At 62.1% G+C, this 19591-nt stretch carries 17 protein-coding genes and 1 pseudogene; 6 read left to right on the top strand and 12 right to left on the bottom strand.

The annotated features are described in order from the left end of the window. Positions 1-69 precede the first annotated feature (69 nt). Positions 70-999, top strand: a complete 930-nt coding sequence (locus tag LDN85_RS03955) for an RluA family pseudouridine synthase (protein ID WP_223945418.1) — start codon at positions 70-72, stop codon at positions 997-999. A 61-nt stretch (positions 1000-1060) separates the two neighbouring features. On the opposite strand, the gene LDN85_RS03950 is transcribed toward LDN85_RS03955, so the two are convergent. Further along, positions 1061-1540 carry an Lrp/AsnC family transcriptional regulator gene (locus tag LDN85_RS03950; RefSeq protein ID WP_026541904.1) on the bottom strand — a complete coding sequence of 160 codons (480 nt, stop codon included), beginning with the start codon at positions 1538-1540 and terminating at the stop codon, positions 1061-1063. A gap of 116 nt (positions 1541-1656) precedes the next feature. On the opposite strand from LDN85_RS03950, the pseudogene LDN85_RS03945 reads away from it, so the two are divergent. Beyond that, positions 1657-2874: pseudogene (locus LDN85_RS03945) on the top strand (amino acid permease); the annotation flags it as partial. 170 nt (positions 2875-3044) lie between these two features. Here LDN85_RS03945 and LDN85_RS03940 read toward each other — a convergent pair. Next, positions 3045-3590, bottom strand: coding sequence for an O-acetyl-ADP-ribose deacetylase (locus LDN85_RS03940; RefSeq protein ID WP_155854623.1), 546 nt, complete (start codon positions 3588-3590; stop codon positions 3045-3047). Positions 3591-3644: 54 nt separating this feature from the next. Between LDN85_RS03940 and LDN85_RS03935 the strand changes: the two genes are divergently transcribed. Further along, positions 3645-4289 (top strand): VTT domain-containing protein, encoded by a 645-nt coding sequence (locus tag LDN85_RS03935; protein ID WP_091553052.1) that lies wholly within the window; start codon positions 3645-3647, stop codon positions 4287-4289. An 11-nt stretch (positions 4290-4300) separates the two neighbouring features. Here the strand turns inward: LDN85_RS03935 and LDN85_RS03930 are convergent, their stop codons facing one another. From LDN85_RS03930 to LDN85_RS03895, 8 genes are all read right to left on the bottom strand, one after another. Further along, entirely contained in the window at positions 4301-4606 is a 306-nt protein-coding gene (locus LDN85_RS03930) for a hypothetical protein (RefSeq protein WP_026541902.1), read from the bottom strand. 139 nt (positions 4607-4745) lie between these two features. Then, positions 4746-7544, bottom strand: a complete 2799-nt coding sequence (gene ppc, locus LDN85_RS03925; RefSeq protein WP_026541901.1) for a phosphoenolpyruvate carboxylase — start codon at positions 7542-7544, stop codon at positions 4746-4748. A gap of 131 nt (positions 7545-7675) precedes the next feature. Next, entirely contained in the window at positions 7676-7978 is a 303-nt protein-coding gene (locus LDN85_RS03920) for a hypothetical protein (protein ID WP_223944650.1), read from the bottom strand. A gap of 4 nt (positions 7979-7982) precedes the next feature. Then, positions 7983-9023, bottom strand: a complete 1041-nt coding sequence (locus LDN85_RS03915) for a hypothetical protein (protein ID WP_223944649.1) — start codon at positions 9021-9023, stop codon at positions 7983-7985. A gap of 98 nt (positions 9024-9121) precedes the next feature. Further along, positions 9122-10399 (bottom strand): glycosyltransferase family 2 protein, encoded by a 1278-nt coding sequence (locus LDN85_RS03910; RefSeq protein ID WP_081733596.1) that lies wholly within the window; start codon positions 10397-10399, stop codon positions 9122-9124. After that, on the bottom strand, positions 10396-11319 hold the full coding sequence (locus tag LDN85_RS03905; RefSeq protein ID WP_223944648.1) for an ATP-grasp domain-containing protein: 924 nt from the start codon (positions 11317-11319) through the stop codon (positions 10396-10398). Before LDN85_RS03905 ends, LDN85_RS03910 begins: the two co-directional genes overlap by 4 nt. Further along, the gene (locus LDN85_RS03900; RefSeq protein WP_223944647.1) at positions 11319-12233 is read right to left on the bottom strand and encodes a PIG-L deacetylase family protein; all 915 of its coding nucleotides are present in this window, start codon (positions 12231-12233) and stop codon (positions 11319-11321) included. Before LDN85_RS03900 ends, LDN85_RS03905 begins: the two co-directional genes overlap by 1 nt. 106 nt (positions 12234-12339) lie before the next feature. After that, positions 12340-13917: a sigma-70 family RNA polymerase sigma factor gene (locus LDN85_RS03895; RefSeq protein WP_223944646.1), complete on the bottom strand. Its 1578-nt coding sequence runs from the start codon at positions 13915-13917 to the stop codon at positions 12340-12342. Positions 13918-14282: 365 nt separating this feature from the next. On the opposite strand from LDN85_RS03895, the gene LDN85_RS03890 reads away from it, so the two are divergent. The 3 genes from LDN85_RS03890 to LDN85_RS03880 all read left to right on the top strand — a co-directional run bounded on the left by LDN85_RS03890 (position 14283) and on the right by LDN85_RS03880 (position 17413). Beyond that, positions 14283-14834 carry a hypothetical protein gene (locus tag LDN85_RS03890; RefSeq protein ID WP_223944645.1) on the top strand — a complete coding sequence of 184 codons (552 nt, stop codon included), beginning with the start codon at positions 14283-14285 and terminating at the stop codon, positions 14832-14834. A 103-nt stretch (positions 14835-14937) separates the two neighbouring features. Further along, the gene (locus tag LDN85_RS03885) at positions 14938-16266 is read left to right on the top strand and encodes an Ig-like domain-containing protein (protein ID WP_223944644.1); all 1329 of its coding nucleotides are present in this window, start codon (positions 14938-14940) and stop codon (positions 16264-16266) included. 319 nt (positions 16267-16585) lie between these two features. Continuing rightward, positions 16586-17413: a DUF1684 domain-containing protein gene (locus LDN85_RS03880; RefSeq protein WP_223944643.1), complete on the top strand. Its 828-nt coding sequence runs from the start codon at positions 16586-16588 to the stop codon at positions 17411-17413. A gap of 26 nt (positions 17414-17439) precedes the next feature. Here the strand turns inward: LDN85_RS03880 and LDN85_RS03875 are convergent, their stop codons facing one another. Beyond that, positions 17440-18759 carry an acyl-CoA dehydrogenase family protein gene (locus tag LDN85_RS03875; RefSeq protein WP_223944642.1) on the bottom strand — a complete coding sequence of 440 codons (1320 nt, stop codon included), beginning with the start codon at positions 18757-18759 and terminating at the stop codon, positions 17440-17442. Next, entirely contained in the window at positions 18756-19547 is a 792-nt protein-coding gene (locus LDN85_RS03870) for an SDR family NAD(P)-dependent oxidoreductase (RefSeq protein ID WP_223944641.1), read from the bottom strand. The genes LDN85_RS03875 and LDN85_RS03870 overlap by 4 nt, the downstream gene beginning before the upstream one ends. Positions 19548-19591: the final 44 nt, after the last annotated feature.

The following is a 19591-nucleotide window of genomic DNA, read 5'->3' as shown; positions in this document are numbered from 1 at the left end:
CCACGCTTTAGCGCAGCCAAAGCACGCAAAGCGGGCCACGCAACGCGGCCACAGTAGAATTGTCCGGTGATGCAATCCCCCCTCCCCGTGCGCGACGGCGTGAACGCCACCCGCCTCCGCCTTCCGGACGAGGGCCCGTGGATCACCGCCATGGACTACATGATGCACCGCTGGGGACACATAGATCCCCAAGGCATCGAGGACCGTTTCGACGCCGGCGAGATCGTTGGCGAAGGCGGCGTGCCGCTGGACCGGAGCACCAAGCTGGAGGACCACACCTTCATTTGGTACTACCGCACCCTCCCGCCGGAGACGCGGCTGCCGGTTGAAATCAACATCCTGCACCAGGACGAGCACATCCTCGTGGTGGACAAGCCGCATTTCCTGCCCACCACTCCCGGGGGTACCTACATCCAGGAATCCGCCCTGGTCCGCCTCCGGAACCTGCTGGATCTCCCGGACCTCATCCCCATGCACCGCCTGGACCGCATGACCGCCGGACTCCTGCTCCTCTCCACCAACCCCGAAACCCGGGGAAAGTACCAGGTCCTCTTCGAGAAGCGCCAGGTCCAGAAGGAATACGAGTGCGTGTCCGCCGCGACGCCCGCCGCAGGGTATCCCGCCGTCGAATTCCCCGCCGTGGTCCGCAACCGCATGACCAAGTCGCGCAGCTACCTGCTTGCCGAAGTCATTGACGGCGAACCGAACGCAGAAACGCGCATCGAACAGACAAAAACGTTCGACGCCGGCACTCACCAGCGCGCGCTGTACCGGCTGGAGCCACACACCGGAAAAACGCATCAGCTCCGGGTCCACATGGCATCGTTGGGCCTGGGCATCATCAACGATGCTTTCTACCCTGAACTGCTGGACAAGGCTCCGGACGATTACACCAAGCCGCTCCAGCTTCTGGCCCGTGGCATCCGGTTCGTCGATCCAATCACCAGGCAACCCGTGGAGTACCGCAGCCGGTTGGAGCTCAGCGAAGCCCACGGCTAAGGAACCGGCCGCCGCCGTCAGCGCGACCGCGTTACTGCCTCCCGCGTCACGGCCGCCCGCGTCACTGCCCCGGCGTCAGGTGGTCGAATACCAGGTTCGTTTGAGTGTTTGCGATGGCCGGATCCGAGGCCAGATGCACTGCGATGAAATCCCGGAGTTCCTTGGGAGTCCCGCAGGCTACGTGCATGAGGAAATCCTGGTCTCCGGCCAACAGGAAAACGCTCTGGACGTTGGGCAATGCCCGCAAACGCTGACCAATGGCCAGCATTTTGTTGCGCGCTTGGGAATTCACCCGTACCGAAATCAACGCGTACACCAGGAGCCCCAGGGCCTCGAGGTCCACGGAAGCATGGAATCCGCGGATGATCCCGGCGTCACGCAAAGCCCGCACCCGCCCGAGGCACGTTGAAGGGGCGATCCCTGCCTTCGAGGCAAGGACATTATTGGGGATCCTGGCGTCCGCCATGAGTTCTTTGAGGATCAGCCGGTCTGTCTCGTCGAGCCGAACCCGGTTCGGAAGAGACCCCTGAGTCCGGGCCATAGGTGAATCCGTCACAAACACTTCTCCAATTATTTTGTGATGCTTCGAAATCCTTGGTAACTACCTGAGCTGGATTCTATCTTGAACCGATTTGCAGAATCGACGAGGAGGTCGCGATGGGCAGTTTCAACAAGATCCAGGAACGTGAAGGTGGGCTCAAACGGCAGCTCACATCCCGGCAGATGACCATGATTGCCCTGGGCGGTGCCATCGGCACGGGACTCTTCCTGGGGAGCAAGTTCGCCATCGGCCTTGCCGGCCCCAGCGTGATCATCAGCTATGCCATTGGTGGGCTGATTGCCCTGCTCCTGATGGGCAGTTTGTCGGAGATGACTGTGGCCCACCCGACGTCGGGCTCGTTCGGTGCGTTCGCAGAGCACTATGTGAGCCCGCTGGCCGGCTTCCTGGTCAAATACATGTACTGGTCCTGCATTGTGCTGGCGGTGGGAACAGAGGTTACCGCCGTAGGTGAATACATGAAGCTCTGGTTCCCCAACGTGCCCTCACTACTCTGGGTCATCTTTTTCTCCGCGGTTCTGATCGCTGTCAACACCATGAACGTCAAGGTGTTCGGAACTCTGGAGTACTGGTTCTCCAGCATCAAGGTCTTCGCGATCATCGCCTTCATCGTGCTGGGCGCTTACATCGTGTTCGGCACCCGCACCGAAGGCACGGGTTTCCAGAACTACACAGCCGAAGGGGGCTTCTTCCCCAACGGCTTGTCCGGCACCTGGTTCGCCGTGATCGTGTCCATCTTCAGCTACCTCAGCATCGAAATGATCGCCATCGCGGCCGGGGAAGCAAAAGACCCCGCAACAGCTGTGAAGAAGGCCTTCCGCACCACCATCGCCCGGTTGCTTTTGTTCTACATCGTTACGCTTGCGCTCATCCTCGCCATCGCGCCAGTCAGCCAGATCCTGGCGGGCGGCAGTCCCTTCGTCACCGTCATGCAGAACCTTGGCATCCCCTTCGCGGACAGCCTGCTGACCTTCGTGGTCATCATCGCCGCGCTCTCGGCCATGAACAGCCAGCTCTACATTTCCACCCGCATGATCTTCAGCCTTTCCCGCAGCGGCGACGCTCCGGCCGTGTTCGGCAAGCTTCGTTCCAACGGCGCCCCCGTGAATGCCCTGGTGCTCTCCACGGCAGGAATCGCCATTGCCACGGTGGTCTACGCGATGTTCCCCGAGACGGCTTTCACTTTGATGATGGCCATCTCCATGTTCGGGGCAATGTTTACCTGGTTCATGATCTTCGTGACCCACTGGTTCTTCCGCCGCAGCATGAAGCGCAGCGGCACGGAACTTTCCTACAAGACCCGTTTCTACCCCGGCGGCACCATCCTCGGGGCCGTACTCATGCTCGCCATCGCCATCAGCACGCTGGGCACCTCGGCCTTCAACATGACGCTGGTCTTTGGCCTGCCGTCGTTGGCCCTCTTCACGGTGCTGTTCTACGTGGTCAAGCGCCGCAAACGCCACTCCGAGGCCGGCACGTCCTCGGATCAGGGTGAGGAGTCAAACACGGTCCGGAAGACCGCCGTCGTTCCTTCCGAAAACAGCACAAACTCCACCACCTCAAGCCGGCTGTCCGCTGGCGCACCTGAGGGAGACGGCGACGAAAAGGACCTGACGGCGTCGAACGCTACCTCTGCGACCTGACGAGCGTCCCAGCCGTAGATACCGGCGCTGATTGCGGGGAAGGCGATGGAACGGGCACCAAGGCCGGCCGCCACCTTCAGGCTTTCGTGGAAACAGGACGCGAGCAGCGCCGGGTCCGTCTGTCCGGCGTGCCGGTTTGGGCCCACGGTATGGATCACCCACGTGGCAGGAAGCAGGAACCCGGGGGTCGCGACGGCGGCACCCACCGGCAGCCCGTCCGGCAACTCCGTGCGTCGTAGCTCGCGGCACGCGGCAAGGAGCTCCGGGCCCGCGGCCCTGTGAATCGCGCCGTCCACTCCCCCTCCACCGAACAATGAGGAATTGGCGGCGTTGACGATCGCATCCACCGTGCGGGTGGTGATGTCTCCTTGCAGGACTTCGATTTCCATGGCGCCAGTCTCCCGCCGAAGCGGCAGGAGCGGCAAGTGCGGTACCTTGTGCCCATGGACATCACCGCCCCGGCTACATGGGGATCCGCTATCTACCTGTGGATCGTTCCCATGGTGCTGGGCGACGCCTTCTTCCCGCCCATTCCCTCAGAGATGGTGGTGATCACCGGAGGCGCACTCGCCGCCGACGGCCACGCCAACTTCTGGCTGATCCTGGTGCTCGCCGCCTTCGCATCCTGGCTCGGGGACATGGCGGTCTATGCGTTGTTCAAGCGGCGCATCAGCCACGTCCTGGACCGATGGTCATGGGGTCGGCGTGTCCACCGCGGAATTCACGAGGCCATCGCCAAAGCCGGCCGATCGTCCACCTACGGCGCCATCATCGGCGCGCGGTTTATCCCCGGCGGCAGGCTCGCCACCTCGTCCGCCGCGGGCATCGCCAACGTTTCGGTCCGCGGTTTCAGCCTCTGCGCCGGCTTGGGCGCAGTCCTCTGGGCCGTATGGCAAGTCGGCCTTGGCTACTTCACCGGGTCCACCACCAGGCTTCCCTTTTGGGCGAGTTCGCTGATCGGAGTGGGTGTAGGGCTGGTGATCGGCGTAGTGGTTGGCCTGATCGTCACACGGCGTCGCGGGAGCCGCTCCCCCGTGGAAGAACCGTTCGACGCCGACAACCCCGGCGACGTGCCCCAGCCTGACTAACGCCGGCGTTTCTAAACCGGAGACCAACGTCCGCGGTTGCGGCGCAGGACGTACAAACTTCCTGTAATGGCCACACGCTCGACGGCGTCACGCATCATGGCTGCCGACGTCCGGGCTTCGTCGTTCTCACCGCTGTAATCACGATCGCCCACGGTGAAGCGGAGGCTGATCTGGGGGACGCCGCCCACGATGTCCAACTGGTTCGACTCCACGTGGTGGCGGGTTTCCAGGGCTTCGACAGCTGCGGCCATCACTGATTCGGGCGCATTTCCCGGTTTGAGGCCAGTGATCTTCAATTTGGTTTGGAACGACGGCATCCCACCACCCTAACCCTCTGTCACATCCCCCACCCCGGGGCCGAACCCTCTGTCACATCCCCCACCCCGGGGCCGAACCCTCCGTCAGCAGGTGATAGAGGGATCCGTCCGAACCCCGGGGGATGTGGGAGAGCGTTGCCTAGCCGGTGTTGCGAAGGCCTGCGGCCACGCCGTTGACGGTAATGAGCATGGCGCGCTGGAGCCGTTCATCGATTTCGGCCCCGGACACGGACTCTTCACGTACGCGGCGGAGCAATTCCACCTGAAGGTAGCTGATCGGGTCCAGGTATTGGTCACGGATTTCCAACGAGCGCTTGAGCGTCGGTTGAGCATCGAGGAGTTCAATCTCGCCGGTCAGCCGCTCAATCTCGGCCACGGTGAGCTCATACTCGTCACGGATCATGTGGAACAAGCGGTGCAGTTCTTCCGGCACAAGAGAGGACACGTAATGTCCGGCGATCTCCATGTCGGTTTTGGCCAGCGTCATCTCCACATTCGAGATCACTGAGCGGAAGAAGTGCCAGCGGTCCATCATTTCGATGAGCTGATCGGTGTTGCCTGCCTCCCGGGCGGCCTTCAGCCCGGAGCCCACGCCGAACCAGCCCGGAACGATCTGCCGGGACTGGGTCCAGCCGAAGACCCAAGGAATGGCACGCAGACCACCCAGTCCCGCGCCGGAATCCGGCCGCTTGGACGGTCGCGACCCAATGTTCAACGAACCCAACTGCTCCACCGGAGTTGAAGCAAGGAAATAGGCGGGCAGATCGGGATCGTCGATCAGGGTCCGGTACCGGTGGAACGCTGAGTCCGAGATGGTTTCCATGACATTCGCGTAGCGCTCGCGCTCGTCCTCGGACGTACGGGGCGTCCGGTGCAGGGCCGAGCCCTGCATGACAGCTGCCAGGGAAAGTTCAAGATTTTCGCGGGCAAGTTCCGGCAGGGAGTACTTATCCGAAATGACCTCACCCTGCTCGGTGAACTTGATCTCACCTTCAAGGACTCCATTCGGCTGGGCCATGATGGCGTCGTAGGTCGGTCCGCCACCGCGGCCCACGGAACCACCCCGGCCATGGAACAGACGGACACGCACACCGTGTTTGGCCGCCACATCACGCAGCTTGCGCTGGGTCTTATGGATTTCCCACTGACTCGTCATGACGCCGGATTCCTTGTTGGAATCGGAGTAGCCCAACATCACTTCCTGGACATCACCGCGAAGGCGAACGAGTTCCCTGTACGACGGATCGGACAGCAGCTGGTCCACAATTTCCGCAGATGCGCGCAGTTCCTCCACGGTTTCCAGCAGCGGGGCGAATCCGATCTTGGCGTGCGGTTTCGCGCCGAAGAGGTCGATCAAGCCGGCCTCACGGGCCAGAACCGCTGCGGCCAGGACGTCATCGGCTCCACGGGTCATGGAGATGATGTAAGTCTCCACAACATCCGGTCCATACGTGTGGAGCGCTTGCCGGATGCTCCGGAAGACGTCGTAGGTGCCGTCAGCGGTGCCCTCAAGCTTAATGGGGTGCCCCGAAAGTGGGCGGTGGGAAGCCAATTCAGCTCCCAGGAACGCGAAGCGCTCCTCACGGCTCAGGCCGCCATAGGGCTTTTCCGTGCCGAGCCGGTCCACGAGCTGACCCACGGCATCATGGTGGTAATCGGCGTGTTCGCGGATGTCCAGCGTGGCCAAGTGAAGGCCGAAGGCGGCGAGCGCCCGGCGAACGCGGGCCAGCGCGCCGTCGGCCACCAGCGCGGCCGAATGGTTGCGCAGCGAATCCTCGAGCAGCCCGAACTCTGCCAGCAACTCGGACGTGGTGGCATAGTCGCGGCCGGGCTCATGATAGGTCGAGGCAGAAACGCGGCGCCCGGTGTTGATGAGCTTGGCCTTGATGCACGTCAGTTTGAGCCTGTACGGTTCCTGCGCGTTCAGTTCAAGAATGCGCTTGTCCAGCCCGGGCAGGTTCTTGAGGTCCTCCGTGATGGAGTCCAACAGCACCTGGTCGGCGCCAAAGAGTGCCGTGGAGTTGGAGAGCACAGAAATGAGTTCGTCGATCAAGGCAATGCTGATGCGCACGGCGTTCTGGTTCTGCAGTTGCAGGATTTCGCGGGTTACAGCGGCCGTGACGTTCGGGTTGCCATCGCGGTCTCCGCCAATCCATGAACCGAAACGCAATGGCGCAGCCGCTGCCGGAAGTGTGACCCCGTGCTCAGCCAGAAGCTCAGACAAGTCCGTCAGCATCTCCGGCATGGCGTCGGTGAGAATGCTGTTCAAGTAATAGATGGCGTTTCGCGCCTCGTCCACGGGCGTCGGGCGTACCTGGCGCAGCTCATCTGTCTGCCACATCTGGTCGATGATTTCGGCGAGTTGCCGGTCCTGTCGACGACGTGCGGAGGTGCCCTCAGTCGTCGGCTCCGCCAGGACATCCGAAAGCTTACGGACCTTGTCCAGCACGGAACGGCGGGAAGCTTCGGTGGGGTGCGCCGTGAATATGGGGCGGACGTCGAGTTCATTGATCACGTCCTGCAGGACCTGTGGACCAGCCTGTCCGGCAATCTCAGAAACAGCCTTCGCCAGCCAGCCATCCTTCTCCTGCCGGGTGCGGAGTCCGCGAACGCGATGAACCTGTTCGGCTGCGTTGGTGAGGTGGAAGTAAAAGGCGAAGGCCCGTACAAGGTCGGTCGCCTGGTCCAGCGGCAGGGAGGCGAGCAATTCACGGACCTGGGCGACGACGTCGTGCGCGCTCCAAGGCCCGGTGGCATCGGCACCGCCGCGCGCCGCTTCCTTGGATTCCTTGGTCAGCAAACGGACCTGCTCTACGAGGTCGAGCAGTTCGGGACCGTGCTGACGGACCAGCGATTCGCCCAGGAGGGTGGAAACGCGGCGCACGTCCGCTCGCAGTTCGGCAGCGAGATCAGTGTCTTGCGGGGCAGTGTGAACCATGGATGCATACCTTCGGGATCTGGTTTTGGCCCGTACACTGCGCTGGATACTGTGAGCCGGATTACTAGGGTTTCCTACGGGATCTTACCCGCACCGAACTCCACCCATGGAATGCGTCTCAGATTTTGGCGTCACGCTGCGGGGTCCGTCCTGTCCGGCAGAACCACCTTGCCGCTCATGAGCTCTTCGTGCGCGGCAGCAGGCCCGGCGGAGAGTTGTTCGTGCCGGCGCTGGCGCATCTCTTCAATCGCAGCAGCAGCCTCCACCCTTGTGGGCGCACCGGTTGCAGGTTCAATCATGGACAGGACACTTCCCAACGTTCCTGTTGCACCCTTCGTTGGAACTCCTCGTTGGACAAGCCGTGTGCCGGCCCAAATCGAGCCAAGTATCAGGGCACTGCTGACCAGGATTGCGACCACTGCATCCATCCCCATGCGGTCAGCGTACTCCCCGGGGAATCGGCTCAACAGCCCGCACCTCCCTGGTCCAGGCCTTCCTCAGTTCCTCCCAGTGCTGGTCCTCCATGAGGCTGGCCGGAGTCACAGACACCGAAGTGGCCCCGCCGAGCGCCGCCTCCCGCAAAGCTGTACCGAACACCCGCGCCGATATCCGGCCCTCATTGGACCAAAGTCCCACCGACAACGACATGCGGGAGCCCGCACGGCGGTTCATTGATTCAGCTAATTCCCTGGTCTTTGGTGACCGTTCGCTGTTGAGCCCCACGTACTCCCACACGTGAAGCCGGTCCGCCTCCGTGAGCAGGAGATCGTAGTCATGTCCGCTGTCCGCCCGGTCCCCGGACGGTGAATCGCGCGGCGAGCGCACGTCCATCTCCACCTTGACGCCGTGAGGTTCGACGGCGGCACTCACCTTGCGCACGATGTCCCCCATGGCTTCGCTGCGCCAGGTGTTGATACGCGGGTCTGACGCATCGATGGATCCGTCACCGTTCCGGGGCCAATCCGTGGAGCCGGTGGTGGCTTTGAAGTCCTCGAGGTCGTCGCGGCCAAACGTGAAGTCGTCGAACATGAGCTCAGTGATGTTCACCGCCGTGGGCGTGTACTTCATGGCGACAGCAGCAGCCAGGGAAGCCAGTCGTGTTCCGGCTTCTCCGTGCCTCAACGAGTTAACGCTCGCAAAGGAATCGGAAGCCGTCCCGTCAACACTGCGCCCCGCGATGGCGGGGTCGTCCTTCAGCGCGCGGCCCAAAAGGGCGTCGATGGTCAGGACGACATCGCGCTTGCTTCCGTCGTTCGCGGTCTCAAGCGCCGTGATGGACTCCGCCACAAAGTCCCGTCCTGATTGGGAGACCTCACTGGACTCCGAACCTGCGTGCCCGGGCCACGGGAAGGCCGTCCAGTCGGTGCGTCCAACGGAGATGGATACCGCCGTGGCACTGACTGAGTCCAAACGTTCTGAGAGTTTGCCAAGGTAGCCGGGCTCACTGTTCACCACGTCCTCAAAGCCCAGGTTGACCATGCGATCCCCTGGTACCGCAACTGGTTGGCCGGCACACCCGGCCAGCACCAGGCTCGAGGCCAATAGTGCTCCCGTTAACCCGGTAGCCGATCCGCGTTTCAAGCGCTCACCCCTTCCCGGATTTTAGCCTCTGCCGCTATCACGCTGACGACGCCGGTCCGCTGCAATTTGTTCCACTTGGCCGGGCTGCCCCTTATTTCCTTGACGATGGCGCTGGTCAGGGCCATCCCCACAAAGACTGAATAGAAGGGCCACAAAGGGAGGGTCCACAGGAAACGCAGATCCCGCCAGGAACGGTTGAGGCCGATGGAGAAACAGACCAGTGACAAGGACACGAAGAGTCCCAGCCAACCAAGAATCGCGAACACCTGCCCTGGCACCGGACCCACCCCGGCGATATACAGGAAGGGCAGGACAGCCAGGATGGCCAACTGCAGAACCGGGATTACCACCATCGTGATGGCGTTGAAGACAAGAAACATGCCAAACAGCCCGTAACGGCGCCGCCCGAGCATGCCCGCATGCATTCGCAGTGTTTGCAACAGCCCGCGCGACCAGCGAACGCGCTGACGCCAAAGTCCGCCCATGGTGGAAGGTGACTCAGCGTAGACCAACGCATTGGGTTGGAATCGAACACGGAAGCCTGCCTTGTAGACCCTCCACGTCAGTTCAAGATCCTCGCCCAAGGTGTCCTCGTGGAATCCGCCCAACTGCCGGACCAGGTCACTCCGGAAGGCGCCGATGTTCCCGGAGACTATCGGGAGGCAGTGCAGCAATGAAAGTGCCCTGCGGACAAGGCCCGTTCCAACATGGCTCAGGACAGCAAGCATCATGGTTTGGATACGATCAAGATTAACGGGCCGGTCGTCACCGCACACCGCACCAACCTTTGGATGGTCAAAACCTTCCAACATGTTCATCAGGGTGTCCGGAGCAAAGATCCCGTCGGCGTCAACGAACATCAGGATGTCGCCGTGCGCTGCGGCGATTCCATGGTTGAGCGCGGCGCCCTTCCCCGCGTTCGCCTGCGACAAAAAGCGCACTCTGTCGTACTGCTGCGACAGGCCCATCATGATCTCTGCGGTGGAGTCGGTGGAACCGTCATCCACCAGAATGACCTCAAGCCGCAGGTATCGGCTCGCCAGGATCGACTCCACACATTTGGTGATAACCACGGCCTCGTTATAACCGGGGACGATCACAGACACCAAGGGCCGCTGGCTGAGGACAGAGTAGCGATGCTTTGGAGGCTTGGCGCGGTGGAACCAATTGAAATACAGGGCAAGCGGAACGTAGGCGATCTTGACCACTCCGAAGCTTAGGATCAGCAAGCCGCCACATTGGACGAACATCAAGGCCACGTCAAGCAATGTCACACAGCCCGCCCAGGCAGTGTGCTCCGGGCGAAACTCCTCAGGACCCGCTCCAGGAGTTCCGGAACGTAGGCACTGTTGGCGCCAAACCTGGCGTTGACCTCCAGAACTACAGGCGTTCCGTCCCACATGCGGCGAATGTCAACATCGACCGGACCCACCAAGCCCAGCGCGGCGGATGCCTCTTGCGCCAAGCCTGCGACGTCGGCGGTCTCTTGCCCATCCACTCTTTTGACCGATAGCGCATTTCCAATCCGCCCCTGTTTGAGCTCCACCTTCTCCAGCACACCCACGAGCTCTTCCTGCCCGGAGTCTTGCCAGGGCCGAAAAACCACGGGCGCGTACTCTGTACCCGGCGCAAACCGCTGCACTATCCAGGAATCATCCAGAAAGGACCACGCCTCAGCGGCTTTCCTTGCGCCGTCGGCAGTCCTTTCCAGCAGCTGGACTCCGCGGCCACCCCTCGACACCCTGGGCTTCACCACCAAGGACCCCCCAAGGCGGGCCATTGCCTCGTTAATGGAACTGAAATCCCCGGGCAATGCGAAATCCGGAACAGCCACATTGGCGTTGGCCAGGCACTTCATAGTGAGGTACTTGTCGTTCGCGATCCGCACGGGTTCCGGGTCTGCAATCAGGACCTCTACTCCCGGGGCGAAACCATCCCTGGCGTCCGCCACCATCACCAGTTCGTCGCTGACCGTCGGCACTACCAGGTCTATTCCGTGGGCAGCGACGAGCCCGCGGAGTTCCCACAAGTAGCCGGGCGCGCTTGAGGGAGACACCACGGACAAGGCGTCCGCCGTCGACGCGGGAAACCGCTTCATATCGACACCCAGAACCCAGTGTCCGAGGTCCATCAATTGACGTGCCAGCGAGAAGCCTGCCGGCCCGCCAACACCCGTAACCAGCACGCGCACCATTAGAACTCCCCTACGGCTGAGCCGAGCAATCGAACAGGTTCGAAACCTTCTGCATACGCCGTCTTCACCTGTGAACCCCGGAAGGCCGCCAGACTGCGGACCCTTTCGGCGCTCATGTACGGCTTGCCCTTTTGATTCCGGTGCATGCCGACAGCATGGATTTTCACATCCACATATCCGGCGATGTCTACAAAAACGCTGGGATCAAACTGCCTGGTAGATGAGGGGCTCTCAAAACACAGGATCGAGGAGTGCCGCCGTGCCGCGCGCATGGTGGCGCTGTGGACCGCCTGATGATCCTGGTGGTAATCATGGCGGGAATGCGTGATGACGACGTCGGGATGGAAGTCCTCGATTGCTTTCTCGATCGCTTTCACCATCTCCTGCCCGTGCTCTGACAAGTTGGTGTCCTGGAATTGATGGACGTGAACTGCCGTTGCCCCCATGAAGTCCGAGCCTGCAGCAGCCTCAATCACCCGGATACTGCTGTCTCCGCCCTTGCTCCCAGTGCTCATCACCATGGTTCTGACGTCATGGCCGGCATCGGATAGCTTGGCGATCGTGGCTCCACAGGCCAATTCCAGATCATCAGGATGCGCGCCGATGGCGAGGACCCTTCGGGGTTGGAATGCCATTCTGGAAGGAATCCGGAACGCCGGTGCAACCAGGCACGCAAAGATCAAAGCTGTGCCTGCAACCACAACTACCGTGTTCAGCCAGGAAGGATGCGGCCGTCCGACGGCACACCCCGCCAGCGCCGCCAGCAGCAGAATGCCCAGCCCGGCCAGCGTCCAACGAAGCCGATGCGGTGAACTGAACTTCCGCACAAACCAGCTCCGGCCGGGCGGAATCAAAGCCCAGCCAGCCACCAGAATCCCCAACAATCCAGCAACGGCGAACAACGTTGCCTCCATAGTGCCCCCATAACGCATATCGAATCAGCACGGTTTCAATCTCCGAAGACCGCCGTAGAAGTAGTGGGTAGGGAAGAAAATTCGTGACGCCGCACGCCCAACCCGATTAGTAGCGGTAGTCAAACTCCCCCTTGGCCAGCCCGCTCCCGCTCAGGGAGTACGTCAGTACACCGTCGGTCTGATGGCGCCTGGATTGCACAGTGACATGGAAGTGCAGATCGCTGCGCTGGACTGAATCCGTTGTGCATGTGACTTCAGTGCCGCCCGCCATGGAACAGGACCATCCGCCCGGTGCTTTGATGGAATCCTCCACGATCCGCGAGTCCCTGCCGACGGAAAAGACCGCCGTGCCCGCCCCAAGCGGCCCGGAGCCTGAGGCCTTGAAGTCTATTTCCATGGCCACACCGCGGAAGTAGCCTTCATCAGTGCGCCTGGCAGTACCGGAAACCTTCGCCGGTCCAGGCGCCGACGGCACCTCCGAGGGTGTGGGCGCCGGCGTGGTTGGAGTGGACGTGGGCGTCGGCAGCGGATCCGGAACAAGCGGCGCGACTGGCTCCGTTGGCGGCTCCGGTTGCGGCACTGGTGCCATGGTTTCGAGCGGCGGAGGCGGAACCAAGGCCGAAGGGGCTGGCTCCGATGTGCTGGTTGTGGACGGCGATGGGGTAGCCGGCACCGGGTCCTTCTCCAGTGCCGGGGCGCCTGTTTCGACGGCACGCTCTTCCATATAGGCATCAGGGATCAGTTGATCCACTATGCCCACGGCTCCCAGCGCCAGCCCCACGCCCGCCGCAGCAATGATGGCCATGACGGCGGGTTTGGCCAAGGCAGGAACGGCAAACACCGCTTTTGTTGGCGCCATTCCCCCGAGGACGCCGAGTCCGCCCCCATGGACGGCCCAGGCAGCAGCCGGTATGCCCGTCACCAGGGGAAGAAGGACCACCCTCATGCTGTTCTCAACGTCCTTGAGCTCCGCAAGGGCTGCTGTGCACTTGGAGCAACCATTCAAGTGTTCGCGGACTTTGCGCTCCGTCGCTGTGGAGAGCCCGCCCCGGAGGAAGTTTCCCAGCTTGGTGACGAATGCGGCGCAGCCGTCATCAGGCTGGTCGGCAATGTGGAACTGGAGGTAGTGCCGCCTCAACCCCTCACGCGCGCGAAGTGCCAGTGCGGAAACTGCGTTGGCGGAGAGCCCAAGAATCGGTGCGACCGCCGCTGGCTTCATGCGCTCAACGTCCAGGTACCACAGCACGGCCTGCCACCGTTCCGGCAGGGCCCGGAAGGCTTTTGCCACTGTGTGTGATTCAAAGGCGCTGACTGCGGAATCGGAGTTTGGCAACATTTGGTCCAGGACGGATTCGTCGCTGCTTGGGAGGACCCTGCCGGCCTTTCGATTCCTTTGGTGCGACAGCCTGGTCACGGTGGAGAGCAAGTAGGCCCGGAAAAAGGTATCCGGCCCCTTGCCGGCCACCAGGCTTTGAAGCACGGCTTGGAATGCCTCCGCAACAACGTCCTCGGCATCACTGGGATTGTCAACGTTGCGCTTGGCTACCGTGGAGGCAATGGAAATATGGCGCTCATAAAGCCCGTCGAATGCGGACAACTCGCCAGCACGGACCAACCCGATGAGGTGTCCGTCGCTGTCGACGTCGACATCCATCTGGCTGCCCGTTTGTGACCTTCGTGCCATCTAAGGCGCCCCCAACCCGTTAATAATCCTGCCCATATGTATTGAGTGGGGGTAGACGGCAAGACGTGACGCGATTTATACACTGTCTTTAGCAACGAATTGTGCTCTCCGCTTCGTCACGAAACGGCTTTTCTGCACACTCTTCGGATATGACATCGTTCCGGACAAAATCATTCGCAGAGTGTACGTTCTCGCGGCACCTTTTGCTGCGTAGATGGCAGACCACCAGTTACCAAACAGGTTGGCGGTTCCGCGCCGACTGGTTCCTGCCCGAGGTCCGGAGCGTCGTCACTTCGCTCGCATCCAGCGCAACTGTTCCGGCCCCTGCTGCCAAGTCGCTCGGCGCAGCCCGCGCAAGGAATGGCGTGAGCATCAGCGAAACGATGACCGATTTCCGGGCATTGTTCTCCGCTGCGGAAAGAGCATTGGACATCGATGCCCTGCAATCACTGGCGGAAGGCTGGGCAGAAGTTGCAGAAATGGCGCCGTCGATCTCGTGCACGGATGTGTACACAGGGCTGGCCACCCAGGCGCATTTTCAGCGACGCATCCACGAAGTGTCGTCCATGGGGACAGGACCGGACTGCAGGGGCGCCCATGCCTTGGCCATCATCTCCCTTGCCGGGCCACGTGACAGCCGGACCCACTGCTGGACTCTGCTGGCCCGCTTGGGAGAAGCCGTCAAAGGCCAACTGCACGGCACTGGAGCGATGGCCATGTACCAAAACTCGGCCGTGCATGTGCTCTTTCCCTTCAGCGAAAGCAACCTTTGCAGGTTGGTGGAGTGCAAGGCCGCCCTGGAAGCTTTAGGGGATGGCGCCATGGGCCCTGCAAGGCTTCGGTTCTACCCACTGTCTTCGGCAGCTGCAGCGGCGGCTTCCGCCACGGCAACATCGGCACAGGACTCGGCTTGCTGAACAAAAGAAGCCGGTTTTACGTGACGCCGTCACGAACCGGCGAGGCCCCCCACTCATCTATTGACGGAGCATCTCACCACGGATTTTAAGGACCATCCAGCACATGAAAAATCAGATCCATCTAAAAACCGCGTCATTGATAGCCGCCGTTCTGGCGGTTGTCATGGCCGTCCTGGGGCTGGGCATGTCCGCTTTGCCCGCCAATGCTGCAGAGCTGACGGATGCGGAAATCACCTTGACGACGGAATCAGTGGTTTCCAGTCAATGGGACCAAGTGGATCTGACATGTGAATGGTCCGTGCCGGACAATTCCCAGCCAGGTGATACCTTCAGCCTCCAGCTGCCGACGCAACTGCGCTGGTTTGGGGTCACGTCATTTGATCTGCAGAATCCCGACGGCGAAACGGTGGCCACCGCCACCGCAAACGACTCCGGCCTGGTGGTGTTCACCCTGACCGACTTCGTGGCAGAACAGCCACTCAATGTTGGGGGAACGTGTTCCTTCAGTACCCAGTATTCGGTTGATCCAGGCGACGGCGGGGTTGAAGAACTGAGCTTTACCGTAGGTTCCTCAGTGCTGCGCGTTCCAGTGGTTGTCCAGCCCTGCACGTCGGATTGCGGCCCCTCCGTCCCGACAGAGGCAGGCAAGGCGATGTGGTGGGTTGATCCCGCCCAGACGGTTCTTGAGTCGGTCTTCTACATGCCGCCCATGTCCGCGAAGACCAATGACGTGGTGGTCATCGATACCCCGTCCGCCGGTATGGAGATCGACTGCAGCCAGGTAACACCGCGCGTTGGGCGCGTGTTGAACGACGACGGGAACATCACCGAGCCTTACGCCAACGAACAATACCCGGCGACCCTCGAGTGCACTCCGCAAAAGCTTACTGCGAGCTGGACCGGCCTTCCCGAAGGTCTTCACGTGGAGCTGTATGTAGTGACCCGCGTGACAGATCCGGCATTGGATGTCTACGAGAACAGCGGAATTGTCACGATCTCGGGCCAGGAAACACCGGTGGGCGCCCAAACCCGGCGGAGCAGCGGAAGCGGTACAGGCGACGGCAGCCCGACGCCCACACCCACGGCCACACCAACCCCGAGCCCCAGCACCACCGCCCCCACGGCAACCGCGACGCCCACACCAACCCCGAGCCCAAGCACCACCACGGCCACACCAACCCCGAGCCCAAGCACCACCACGGCAACCCCCACGGGTACTGCAACGCCCGTACCTAGCTCGAGCACCACCGAACCCATCGCTGTGGTGCCGACGGAAGCCCCATCGGCACCTGCCACGGCTGAGCCTGGGGAGCCGCTGGCAAACACGGGAGCGGAGGGAACGGCATTCGTCTTTATCGCGGCCGCCCTCTTGGCCCTTGGATCTTTGCTCGCCTTCGCGGGATCACGTTGGTCCGGCCGTAGGTCGCACTAACGCCGAAGGTGCACTAACAAGGCCCACTAAGGGCTGTATCGACTGATGGGCTGGGCACAAGTTGTCCGCCCATCAGTCGATTTCTTAGTCTCGGCCCGCGCTGGCATGAGTTGGGGGCCAGCGCGGGCCGTTCCACTCCACCGCCGTTCCACTCCACCGCCGTTCCACTCCACCGCCGTTCCACTCCACCGCCGTTCCACTTCAGCGTCCACCCGCCACGCCATGGCCCCGGCTCAAATTCAGGGAATGTCCACGCCCGGCCCATAGTTGAGGGAAGTGCAGCACGCGATGTGACATCAAGACCAGCCCGAGGAGACCCATGAGCTCGCCCACCACAGCAACCGATGCCCAGCTTGCCCGTTGGGAGCGGTTCCGTGCAGGCCGGCACTCGGCGCTGGCTTCCGGGCACGGCTGGCTGACCCTGACTTCGTTCCAGTGGCTGGAACCGGACCCGAGCGAAGTAGAACTCGCGCCCGGTCTTTGGTCTACCGACGGAACTACCGCCTTTCTGTCGGCGAGCGCAGCGGACGGCTTAACGTTCGTGGCCACAGGAGAGCCTGTCGAAGGGACCATCAGCGCAGCTCTTGAGGACGAAGAGTCATTGATGTGGGTTCAGTATGGTGGCGCCGACGGCAAGCAAGTGGTGGTTGAACTCGCCATGCGTGCGGACAAGTACGCCATCCGAACCCGTGACAACAGCTCTCCCGTGCTGACGGAGTTTCAGGGTGTTCCCAGCTACGACTACAACCCGGATTGGGTCATTCAGGGACGTTTCGAAGCGTATGACGAGCCCCGGGATGTTCCCATCGGCACTGCCAACCCTTTGGTGGACGGGGTCCACCGCTCCGTGGGTGAAGTGGTTTTCCGGGTCCCGGGTGTCCCCCATGAAGTCCGGCTCCATGCGGAGGAAGAGAAACTGGGTGCCCTCAACGTGACCTTCCACGATGAGACCAATGGCCAAACGACGGACGAGTGGCGAAAGGTCTTCATTCCGAAGCCCCGCCCCGATGGCTCGGTGGTGATCGATTTCAACCGCAGCATCAACTACCCCAGCGCCTTCACTCCGTACGGGACGTGCCCCATGCCGGTGCGGGGCAATTCAATTGATGTACGGGTGGAAGCCGGCGAGAAACTTCCCCAAGAGTGAAGAACCCGACCATGGCCGCCCGGACCCTAGGTGATCGCTGAAACCCCGGTTACTGCCCTGCCCACAATCAGCGAGTTGATCTCGTAGGAGCCCTCGTAGGTGTAGATGGCTTCGGCGTCGGCAAAGATTTTGGCGATCCGGTAGTCGGTGACGATTCCGTTCCCACCCAGAATGGACCGGCCCAAAGCCACGCTCTCCCGCATCCGGGCGCTGCAGTAGGCCTTGGCGAGAGCCACTTGGGCCATGTCTGCCCCGCCGTGGCGAACGCCTTGCGCGTCCGTGGAGATGTCTTCCTGAAGCTGGGCGATCCTGACCATCATTCCCATGCTGGCTACCGCGTTTCCCAGCATGTCCACCAAGTGTTGTTGGATGAGTTGGAACTTGGCGAGCGGCTTTCCGAACTGCATGCGTTCGACGGCGTACTGCCGGGCGACGTCGAACGCGGCCAGTTGTTGGCCTACCGCTTGCCAGGCAACCATGATCCGGGAGCCGCGCAGCAGGTGGTTGGTGTCGGAGAAGCTGCTGATCCCGGCAAAGCGGTCAGCCTCGGCGACCTGTACGTCAACAAAGCGAATGTCAGCGTTCTGCACGGTCCGCAATGCGATTTTGTTCTCGATGCGGCTCCGGGTGATTCCCGGCAAGGTCGCGTCCACAATGAATGCGCGTACGGCTCCGTCGGCTTCGTCTTTGGCCCACACCAGCATGTAGTCGCAAAACGTCCCGTTGCCTATCCAGCGCTTGGCACCGTTGAGCACCCAGTAGTCGCCGCCGTCGGAAGTTGCCTGGCGGATCCTCCGGGCCGTGGTCTCCATGCCACCTGCGACGTCGGACCCGTGGTTGGGTTCGGTGAGCGCGAAGGCGCCGGTGGTGCGCAGGTTGGAGGCGTCGTCGAGGTAGCGGTCCTGTTGTGAGTCGCTGCCAAAGTCGTAGAGCGACTCCACGAAAAGATCGTGATGGACCATGAAGAACGTGGCAATCGAGGTATCTACCCGGGTCATTTCGGCGATGACCAGGCCGGCGAACAGATGGGTGTAGCCTCGCTGTGCCGGCGCGCTGAGCCTAAGCGCTGCGATCTTGGGCAGGATGTGTTCCGGGAACTCGGCCTTCTCCCACCATTGCCCGGCATAGGGTGCGATCTCAGAAGCCAGGAAAGCCCGAAGTTCGTTGAGTTTCCGCTGTTCCTGGACGCTGAGCAAGGACTCGAAGTCGAAGAAGTCGGCGGTGGGCAGGTCTGCCACCGAGGAAGGAGACACGCCACCGGCGCCCCCGGCAGTGCCACCGGCGCCCCCGGCAGAGGCACCGGCAGCGCTCCCGGCAGACGTGTCGCCGCTGTAGTCGCCCATCATTTGAGACCCATGCGGATGGCGCCGTCCAGCCGGATTGTTTCACCGTTGAGCATGGCGTTCTCCACGATGTGGGCGGCCAATTGGGCGTATTCCGCTGCACGGCCCAGTCGCGCCGGGTGCGGCACCTGCTGTCCCAGGGAGTCCTGCGCAGCCTGCGGAAGTCCGGCCATCATGGGTGTTTCAAAAATCCCTGGCGCGATGGTGGCCACCCTGATGAGCGAACGCGCGAATTCGCGTGCCAGCGGCAGGGTCATCGCAGCCACCGCACCTTTCGACGCAGCATAGGCAGGCTGTCCGATCTGGCCTTCGAAGGCGGCAACCGAGGCGGTATTGATGATGACGCCCCGCTCGGGCCCGCCCAGTTCAGTGGATACCGGCTCGGTTTCGACCATGGCTGCGGCGGCGAGCCGGATCACGTTGAAAGTCCCCACCAGGTTGATCTGGATGACTTTGTTGAACGTTTCCAGGGGCAGTACGCCGTCGCGTCCCAAGACCTTGCCGGGGGTGGCGATTCCGGCGCAGTTGACCACGATCCTCAGCGGCCCAAGGGCTGCGGCAGCGTCGACGGCGGCCTGGACTTGTTGTTCATTGGTGACGTCGGCGGGGACAAAAACGGCCCGGGCATCGGCGCCGGAGGCATTCAGTTCTGCCGCGTAGGTCTCACCCGCCGATTGCGGCAGATCGACCAGCACTACCGACGCACCGGCGTCGAACAACCGCTTTGCGGTGGCGGCTCCCAACCCTGAGGCCCCACCCGTAACCAGCGCGACCGTACCCTTGATGTCCATCCATCCTCCTTGATGCAGACTTGATGCAGAGCCAAAATCCGTTA

The organism is Arthrobacter sp. StoSoilB20, assembly GCF_019977295.1.
In the GTDB taxonomy this organism is placed as follows: domain Bacteria; phylum Actinomycetota; class Actinomycetes; order Actinomycetales; family Micrococcaceae; genus Arthrobacter; species Arthrobacter nicotinovorans_A.
Note: the sequence above shows the minus strand (reverse complement) of the source record. Positions and strands in the feature narration are given on the sequence as shown.